Below are 8,187 nucleotides of genomic sequence, written 5' to 3'. Positions count from 1 at the left end.
GAATTTCTTGACGACCATAGAGCATTGGAACCACCTGATCCCATCCCGAACTCAGCAGTGAAACGATGCATCGCCGATGGTAGTGTGGGGTTTCCCCATGTGAGAGTAGGTCATCGTCAAGATTGAATTCCGAAACCCCTGTCTGCTAGCGCAGACAGGGGTTTTGTCGTTTAAGGGCTGGGCAAACAACTAGAATCGACTCACCCTTTGCGTGCCTTACTGCTTCGCCTGGCCATTAACTTGCGCCACCATATATAGATCCCGGTAGCAGACAACATCGCGATCACAGCTCCCAGCAGCGCAATCAGCACCTGACCCGCCACCCCGATGATCCTGCCCCCATGGATCGGCAGTTGCAGCCGATAAAAGCGCTCTCCCAACGTACCTTGCCCTGCTATTTCCTGCCCCAGTAAACGCCCATCCGTCCCGTGGAAAAACAACCAGGATTTCCCATGGGCCTCGGTATCATGTTGTCCAAAACCCGCCCCATAAAAGTTGTACTCAAAGCTGTAGTAAAGCTCTCCAATCGCCGCCGTCAGTCCCAGCCGCTTGCCTTCCTCCAGCGCCCGCTCATAGGCCTGTTGATAACTCAGTTGTGTCACGCCCAATTGCTCGGCGGGTAACCCGCCACGGGCCTCATAGACGCTAGGCTCAACCGGTGAGAACAGCGAGACAGCAGGCTTGAACACCTGGCTCGGCAAATTCATCGCGACGCTGCTGACTGCAATCGGCAGCAACAACAGCCAAAGCCATAACCCGCCTGCACGATGCAGGTCGAAGTTCAGCCGGTAAGCGTGGCCGCCCTTGATCTTCCACGCCGTGGACCACTTCTTCCAGAACGGTTTACCTCTCGGCAGGGTCAGCCACAGCGCGATAAAACAATCGAACACCCATGCGATCGCCACCAGTCCCATCAGCCACAAACCCCAATTACCCGGCAGTGTCAGGTTGTAGTGAAATTCCAGAATGAACGGAATGAAGTTCTCGCGCTGAAAGCAGCAAGCCCCCCAAACACGCCGGCCCATTTCTTCGCCGCTGACCGGATCCAGGTAAAAGACCTGGTTGGGCTCCTCAAAGGGTTTGCCCGTCGCCGGATCGTTTCTCGCAACTGCCGCCAGCATCGCGGTATGACCGGCCTCTTGTGGATACTCCATGTACCAGACTTGCAGTTTGGGATGCTGCCCCTGCAACGTGTCCACCAGTTCACCTGGCGGCAATGCCGAACCTTTGGCCGTTGCTCCATAAAAGCCGGGATTGAGCCATTCATCCAACTCATGGTTAAACGCCAGAAGGCTGCCCGTGAGTCCCGCCATCATCAGAAACAACGCCGTTGCCAACCCGATGTAGCGATGAAGTAAAACCAGCAATGCGCGCATAAAAATTTCCTGCAAAGACGACAAAGCCAGCGCCTGGAATCAGGAACTGGCTTTGTATGAATCGAGAGGGATTAGAACTGGTAGCTCACCGTCGCACTGACGTTGCGCTCTTCACCCAGGTAGCAGAAGTTCAAACTGGCACACGACGCCACGTACGACTCGTTCGTCAGGTTGTTGGCATTCAGGCGTACATCCACACCCTTCAGTCCAACCTTGCCAAGGTCATAACCCATCGAGGCGTCAAACAGCGTGTAGGCGGGCACCTTCATGGTGTTCTCCGCATCTGCCCAGCTGTAGCCGACATAACGAACACCACCACCGAGTCGCAGGCCATCCAGTGCGCCGCTATCGAACTTGTAGTCTGCCCATACCGACGCCATATGACGCGGCGCCTGCGTCGGCGAGTTCCCCTTGTTCTCGATCACGTTGTCCGCAGTACTCAGCGTGCTGACCATCGACTTCGAATACTCGATATCGGTGAAGGTATAGCTGCCCAACAATTTGAGATGGTCGGTCAACTGCATATGCGCCTCCAGCTCCAGGCCCTGGGAGCGCACAGCGCCGACCGCGCGATAGAAGTTTTCCTGCGGCAGTTTGGTCGCCAGGTTTTCCTGGTCGATGCGGAACAGCGAGGCCGTGAACAAATTGTCGGTACCCGGCGGCTGATACTTCAAGCCGACTTCCCACTGGGTGCCGTCGGTAGGTGCAAGGGGATTGCCGGCACTGTCCGAATAGGAGTTCGGGTTGAAGGATTCGGAATAGCTGACGTAGGGCGCGAGACCGTTATCAAACAAGTAGAGCGCTCCGGCCCGGCCGGTCAGTTTGGTACGTTTATCACTGATCTCTGTGCCCAGCGGCCTTCCCGCTTCGGCAATGCGATTTTCATCGGAGGTCTCAACCCAGTCCTGACGCAGCCCGAGGGAGAACCGCCACTTGTCCATCTCAATCAGGTCTTGCAGGTAAACGCCGGTCTGCTCGAGCCGGCGCAGATAACTGGTTGGGCTGTAATAGCTGATCTCGGAATTGCCATACACCGGGTTGAACGCATTGATTGGCGCAAGAGAGCCGCTGCTCCAGTCCACGACGGTTTTGCGCCGCTGATAGTCCGCCCCCATCAACACCGTATGCTTGGTCGCGCCGGTAAAAAATTCAGCCTGCAGCATGTTGTCGATGATGAACGCATGCAGCTTTTCGTCACCGCCTGAGTAATAGCGATTCAACTCATTACTGGTGGGCGTAGTCCAGCCATAGGCATACACCTGGTCCAGCCGGACCTTGGAGTCCAGATACCGAAAGTTCTGCCGCGCGGTGAAAACATCATTGAAGCGATGCTCGAACTGATAGCCGAACGACTGTTGATCACGCTTGTACCCATCAATGCCCGGCTCGCCTTCGAAGAAGTGATTGGAGATCCGCTGGCCGTTGCGCTGATGCAGCGCGCCATCTGCCGGCATGCCTCCGTGGTAGCCACCGTCGGGGTCATGCTGCAGGTAAGCCTGGAGTGTGAGGGACGTGTCATCGGTAAAGTCGATGCTCAAGGTGGGTGCCAGCGCGTAGCGTTTTTCCTTGGCATGGTCGAATTGCGTGTCGGACTTGTCTGCAAGACCGGTCAGTCGGTAAGCAATGCGCTTGTCGTCATCCACCGGGCCGCTGAAGTCGAAACCCATGCCTCGCTGCCCTTGGGAACCTATCGTGGCCTGGACCTGATGGTATGGCTCAAACAATGGCTTCTTGCTGGTCAACGCCACCAGCCCACCCGGCGAGCTGCGCCCGTAGAGCACCGATGACGGTCCTTTGAGGATATCTACGCGCTCGAGGAAATACGGGTCCACCTGCATGGTGCTGTAGGTTCCGCTGTCACCCATGGATTTCAAACCGTCCAGGTAGATGTTATCCACCGAACCGTCGTTGAAACCACGCATCGCCACATAGTCATAGCGGTGAGTGGCGCCATAAGGGTTGGTCAGCACGCCAGGGGTGTAACGCATGGCCTGGGCAACGGTTTGCGAGCCTTGGTCGTCCATCTGCTCGCGGGTCACCACTGAAACCGTCTGAGACGTTTCCAGCAGCGCGGTACTGGTCTTGGTGGCGATCTGGCTGTGGGTCGCGTTGTAGCCTTCCATGCTGCCCAGGGCATTACCCAGGGCGAAGCCTTTGATGTCGGTGGTCGGCAAGGTCAGCGCCTCGCTCTCGGGCTGGACCTGCAACACGAAACTCACGTCGTCCTGCGCCTGCGCCTGCAAGCCTGAGCCGTTGAGCAATTGGCTCAGGCCCTGTTCGGCCGAGTACTCCCCGTGCAGTCCGGGAGACTGGCGGCCCTGAGTCTGCGCAGGCGTGCTGGAAAGGGTGATGCCTGCCTGACGGGCAAACTGATTGAGCACATCGCTCAGCGCGCCTGCCGGGATGTCATAGCGCTGGCTGATACGTTCGACCCCGCTATCAGCCGCGACACCGGCCACTGGCAGCAAGCCGATGCCCATCGTGGTCGACAGCAATGCTGCGCGTACGGCTTTGCCGAGCAAAGGGTAGGAAGAGGGAGAGTTGCTGAAAAAACGCACAGTCATTATCGAGATCCGTAGAGGTCGCTGAAGGCAGATTGAATTGCTTACTGTCTAAGCCGGACTCACGGAAAAAAGCCGCCAAAAATAAATCAGGCACGCCAAAAATAATCAGGCCTGACGCTCCAGGCTCACCCACCAGCGGGTGCGATAGCGCAGGCGCACAGGCAGCGTCTGCGGAAGGATCGCCAATAGTTTCTCGGTGTCCTCCAGGCGAAAAACACCAGACAAGCGCAAATCTGCGATATCGCTCGAGCAGCCCAGATAACCATGGCGATAGCGCCCCACCTCCGCCAGGAAATCGGCAAGACGCATGTTGCGGGTGACGATCAATCCGTCGGCCCAGGCCCCTGTATCCATATCCGAAGGCGGTGCCAGAGCGGCCGCATTCTGACGCACCAGGTAGCTTTCTCCTGCATGCACTTGAGTAAAAAGCCCGTCGGCGGTATGCGGTGAATGAATCGCCACGTTGCCTGACGCGACGCTCAGGCGTGTGCAATCGCTGTCCTGGCGCACCACAAATCGCCCGTCTATTCCTTCGAACAAACCATGGCGGGTGCGAACCAGCAGGGGGGCGGTCGCCGCGGCGCCGCAGGTCACCAGGATTTCCCCGCGCACCAATGTGATCAGGCGTTGTTGCGGGTTGAAGTCGAGGTCCACTGCGCTATCGGTATTGAGCTGCAGGCGCGTGCCATCCGGTAGTTGCACGCTACGGCGTTCGCCAGTGGTGGTAGCCAGGTCAGAGGTCCAACGCTGCCAGCCGGTGAGGTCTCGGCTGACCCAGGCCGCCGAACCCATCAACAGCACGCCGGACAATACCTTCAATGCCTGCCGGCGCCCAAGGCGCTGGGCACTGTTCTCCAGCGCCACATGGGCCCCGGGAATCGCCGCCAACTGGCTGCTTAATTCATGCTGCAGTGCCTGCACGCGTTGCCAGGCCAACTCGTGTTCATGATGAGCCTCGCGCCAGTGCTCGCACTGCGCCTTCAGGCGGACATTGGCGCGATTGTTACGCAGGCGCAGCATCCAGCTGATGGCCTGCTTGACCACCTGCGGGTCGATTCCTGCGCGCGCGGTGTTATCCATCGAGGTCATGCCTCATACCGCAGCACATAACAGTGATAAAGCGCCTCGGCGACATAGCGTTCCACCGAACGCAGTGATACACCCATCTGCTGCGCAATCTGCTTGTAAGTCAGGCCGTCGCATTGAGCCAGTAGAAACGCCTTGCGTACCTTGGGCTTGAGTCCGTCCAGAAGCCGGGCGATGGACTCCAGCAATTCCAGAATCAACGCACGTTCTTCAGCACTCGGCGCCAAGGCTTCGGGCAAATGCGCGATGGACTCCAGGTAGGCGCGCTCGATTTCTTCGCGACGCCAATGATCGATCACCAGGCCCCGCGCGATAGTGCGCAGGAAAGCGCGAGGGGCCTTGAGTTCGAAACGTTCGGTTTTTTGCAGCAGCCGCACGAACGTGTCCTGGGCCAGGTCCGCCGCATCCGCTGCGTTACCCAGACGGCTGCGCAGCCAAGTGTTCAGCCAGCCATGATGGTTGCTGTAAAGCGTCTGTACTGCGTACTCGGATGAGGGCATTCACACGGCCTGGCAAAGCGTCACAAATGATAATTAGTCGCATTGTCGACAAGCCTGAAAAATTTTGCAACTCCTGACGTTAGAGCGCTACCACTGGTCGGTTTCTGACATTAAAAGCAGATGCTTCTCACAAATTCCTAAGATTTATCCTGCCTTGGCCGAAAGCCTGACGAGCCATGCGTGCACCGAAATAGAGCAGTCGCAGAGTCTGCCTATACCGTTACATGGAATGTTGCATCCGGCACGCTCACCCCCTTTTGGCAAAAAGAAGTCAATGAAATGAATCTCAAGTTCAGTCATAAAATTCTGTTGGCCGCGTCAGGCGTAGTGGTTCTGGCCTTCGCGTTATTCACGTTCTACAACGACTACTTGCAGCGCAATACCATCCGGCAAAACCTGGAGTCGTCCATTCAGCAATCCGGTGAACTCACCGCCAGCAGCGTGCAGAACTGGCTCAGCGGGCGGGTGCTGGTACTGGAAAGCCTCGCGCAAAACGTGGCCCATCAAGGCAGCTCTGCCGATCTTCCGGGGTTGGTCGACCAGTCGGCATTTACCTCCAACTTCCAGTTCACCTACGTCGGTTCCACCAACGGCGTGTTCACCCAGCGTCCCGACGCCAAAATGCCCGATGGCTACGATCCGCGTCAGCGTCCCTGGTACAAGCAAGCTGTCGCAGCCGACAAGACCATGCTTACACCGCCCTACATGGCCGCGGTAGGCGGGCTGATCGTGACCATCGCGATGCCGGTGAAAAAGAATGGCGAACTGCTTGGCGTGGTCGGCGGTGACCTGAGCCTGCAAACCCTGGTGAAGATCATCAACTCGGTGGATTTCGGTGGCATCGGCCATGCATTCCTGGTCAGCGGTGATGGTCAGGTGATCGTCAGCCCGGATCAGGACCAGGTGATGAAGAACCTCAAGGACATCTACCCGGGCACCAACGTGCGCATCGAGAAGATCAGCCAGGAAGTGGTCTTGAATGGCCAGGAACGGATTTTGTCCTTCACCCCGATCAGCGGGTTGCCGAATGCCGACTGGTACATCGGCCTGTCGATCGACAAAGACAAAGCCTACGCACCGCTGGGTAAGTTCCGTACCTCGGCATTGATCGCCATGTTCATTGCGGTTGCCGCCATTGCCGTGTTCCTGAGCGTCCTGATCCAGGTCTTGATGCGCCCGCTGACCACCATGGGCCGCGCCATGCAGGACATCGCTCAGGGCGAGGGTGACCTGACCCGCCGCCTGACAGTGGAAAGCAAGGACGAGTTCGGTGACTTGGGCAGTGCCTTCAACCAATTCGTCGAGCGTATTCACGCGTCGATTTCCGAAGTTTCCTCGGCGACGCGCCAGGTGCACGACCTGTCCCAGCGAGTAATGGCCTCGTCCAACGCGTCGATCATCGGTTCCGACGAACAAAGCGCGCGCACCAACAGCGTGGCCGCAGCGATCAACGAGCTGGGGGCCGCCACGCAGGAAATCGCGCGCAACGCCGCTGATGCTTCGCAACACGCCAGCGGTGCCAGTGAGCAGGCCGATGATGGGCGCAAGGTGGTTGAGAAAACCATCCTGGCGATGTCGGAGCTTTCGCAAAAAATCAGCCTGTCCTGCACGCAGATTGAAACCCTGAACGCCAGCACCGACAACATCGGCCACATCCTGGATGTGATCAAAGGTATCTCCCAGCAAACCAACCTGTTGGCCCTCAACGCCGCGATTGAAGCGGCACGTGCCGGTGAGGCCGGGCGTGGGTTTGCCGTGGTGGCGGATGAAGTACGCAACCTGGCGCACCGCACCCAGGAGTCGGCAGAAGAGATCCACAAAATGATCACCTCGCTGCAGATTGGCTCGCGTGAGGCCGTGACCACGATGAACGCCAGCCAGACCTCGAGTGAAGAAAGCGTCGAGGTCGCCAACCAGGCCGGTGAACGCCTGGTCAGCGTGACGCAGCGGATCGTCGAGATCGACGGGATGAACCAGTCGGTAGCGGCCGCCACCGAGGAACAGACCGCCGTGGTGGAAACCCTCAACGTCGACATCAACCAGATCAACCTGCTGAACCAGCAGGGCGTGGCCAACCTCAACGAAACCTTGAAGGATTGCGACGCCTTGTCTCAACAGGCCAACCGCCTGAAGCAGTTGGTCGACAGTTTCAAAATCTGATCGATGAACACACAGGAGCGAGCCTGCTCGCTCCTGTCTCCTTTAGCCAAACATCGCTCGCACATTCGCCAGCGCACCGTCGGCGAATGCCTGCACAAACGGCTCAAATCCCTCCGCGCCAGGTTCAACCGGCTCGGCGATGATCGTCCAGGTCACCCGTGAGGATCCTGCTCCCAACGGTTCGACATCCATGGCGGCCCACAACCGTGCTACGCCCAAGGTGTTGTAGATCGTGGTCCAGGTCATGCGCATGGCCTGCTCGTCGCGGCTGTTGAGTTGCTCCACCACCAGGTGTCCATCGTGGAAGAACTTCTTGCGCAGCGATCCCGCGCCCGCACCAGTGATTTCGATGTGGGACAAGGCGGGGATGAATCGATCAAATCCGCCAAAGTCACCGACCACCGCCCACGCACCGGCGGCATCACAGGCAACCACAACTGAGGACACCACAGGTTTGGCGCAAGGGTTGCGAATCAACGTATCGGGTTTCATAAGGTCTTC

At 58.2% G+C, this 8,187-nt stretch carries 6 protein-coding genes and 1 rRNA gene; 2 read left to right on the top strand and 5 right to left on the bottom strand.

What is annotated here, in order from left to right; genetic code table 11:
- Positions 1 to 6: 6 nt before the first annotated feature.
- Positions 7 to 122: ribosomal RNA gene (gene rrf, locus HX801_RS20825) — 5S ribosomal RNA — on the top strand.
- 78 nt (positions 123 to 200) lie between these two features.
- Here the strand turns inward: rrf and HX801_RS20820 are convergent.
- The 4 genes from HX801_RS20820 to HX801_RS20805 all read right to left on the bottom strand — a co-directional run bounded on the left by HX801_RS20820 (position 201) and on the right by HX801_RS20805 (position 5,526).
- The gene (locus HX801_RS20820; RefSeq protein WP_177022646.1) at positions 201 to 1,376 is read right to left on the bottom strand and encodes a PepSY domain-containing protein; all 1,176 of its coding nucleotides are present in this window, start codon (positions 1,374 to 1,376) and stop codon (positions 201 to 203) included.
- Between the two features lie 71 nt (positions 1,377 to 1,447).
- Positions 1,448 to 3,940, bottom strand: coding sequence for a TonB-dependent siderophore receptor (locus HX801_RS20815; protein ID WP_008433611.1), 2,493 nt, complete (start codon positions 3,938 to 3,940; stop codon positions 1,448 to 1,450).
- A gap of 105 nt (positions 3,941 to 4,045) precedes the next feature.
- Entirely contained in the window at positions 4,046 to 5,029 is a 984-nt protein-coding gene (locus HX801_RS20810) for a FecR domain-containing protein (protein ID WP_003218246.1), read from the bottom strand.
- The gene (locus HX801_RS20805) at positions 5,026 to 5,526 is read right to left on the bottom strand and encodes a sigma-70 family RNA polymerase sigma factor (RefSeq protein ID WP_008433614.1); all 501 of its coding nucleotides are present in this window, start codon (positions 5,524 to 5,526) and stop codon (positions 5,026 to 5,028) included. Before HX801_RS20805 ends, HX801_RS20810 begins: the two co-directional genes overlap by 4 nt.
- 279 nt (positions 5,527 to 5,805) lie before the next feature.
- Between HX801_RS20805 and HX801_RS20800 the strand changes: the two genes are divergently transcribed.
- Entirely contained in the window at positions 5,806 to 7,686 is a 1,881-nt protein-coding gene (locus HX801_RS20800; protein ID WP_177022645.1) for a methyl-accepting chemotaxis protein, read from the top strand.
- Positions 7,687 to 7,728: 42 nt separating this feature from the next.
- On the opposite strand, the gene HX801_RS20795 is transcribed toward HX801_RS20800, so the two are convergent.
- Complete coding sequence (locus HX801_RS20795) at positions 7,729 to 8,178, bottom strand: SRPBCC family protein (RefSeq protein ID WP_008433617.1); 450 nt, start codon at positions 8,176 to 8,178, stop codon at positions 7,729 to 7,731.
- Positions 8,179 to 8,187 lie beyond the last annotated feature (9 nt).

Source organism: Pseudomonas sp. G1002, from assembly GCF_013385455.1.
Taxonomy (GTDB): Bacteria; Pseudomonadota; Gammaproteobacteria; order Pseudomonadales; family Pseudomonadaceae; genus Aquipseudomonas.
The sequence above is the reverse complement of the archived record's forward strand: the minus strand, read 5'-3'. Positions and strand labels throughout refer to the sequence as shown.